Source organism: Micromonospora endophytica (assembly GCF_003236305.1).
Classification (GTDB): domain Bacteria; phylum Actinomycetota; class Actinomycetes; order Mycobacteriales; family Micromonosporaceae; genus Micromonospora; species Micromonospora endophytica.
The window spans coordinates 1-667 of sequence record NZ_POTX01000515.1 but is presented as its reverse complement, the minus strand read 5'-3'; the positions used below and the strand labels follow the sequence as shown (position 1 = coordinate 667).

1 protein-coding gene is annotated in these 667 nt (G+C 70.6%); it reads right to left on the bottom strand.

Translation table 11 applies throughout. The annotated features are described in order from the left end of the window. A partial coding sequence (locus C1I93_RS30850) for a glycosyl hydrolase family 28-related protein (RefSeq protein WP_220039624.1) occupies positions 1 to 638 on the bottom strand: 638 nt, incomplete at its 3' end. Between the last annotated feature and the right edge of the window lie 29 nt (positions 639 to 667).

Sequence of the window (667 nt, the reverse complement as noted above, 5' to 3'; positions counted from 1 at the left end):
CCCCCCACACCGATGCCGATCCCGGCGCCGCCCATCTGCTCGCCGTTGTCCAGCCGGCCACAGCCCACCACGACCACCCCGTCGACCAGGCAGTCCTGAAGGAAGTCACAGCCCAACCCGGTGGCGCCGGTGTGGTGGATGTAAAGGTTTCGGAAGACGCCCCGGACCACGTACTGAAGCCCCAGCCCCTTGGCGAGATAGTTGTACTGGGCCAGGGCCACGCCCGAACCGTCGATCTCGAAGTCGGCGAAGGTGCAGTCGGCGATGTGACGATCGCGGTCGGCACCGTGCTGCAGGGTGGTCCAGAAGGCGAGCGGCGTCGGCTCGGCCCGGTTGCCCTCGTTGCTCAGCAGAAACCGGGTCGCTCCCGAGCCCGCGCCGAGCAGGGACACTCCGCTGCGCCAGACCGTGCCCGCGTCCCGGATCGAGTAGATCCCCGGCGGGCAGTAGATGACCCGGGCCCGCCCGTCGGCGGCGTACCCCTCGCCGAGCCGGTCCACCAGGGCGGAGAGCGCGGGCTGATCGTTCGTCACCCCATCGCCCTGAAGTCCGTAATCTCGCGCGTCACACCACAACGGCGCTCCGGCCACCGGGGCCAGGCGCTCGTGGCTGGCGGCGGGCCTGATGTGCTGCGACACGACGTCCTCCCCCAGGTCGCCCCTTCCGC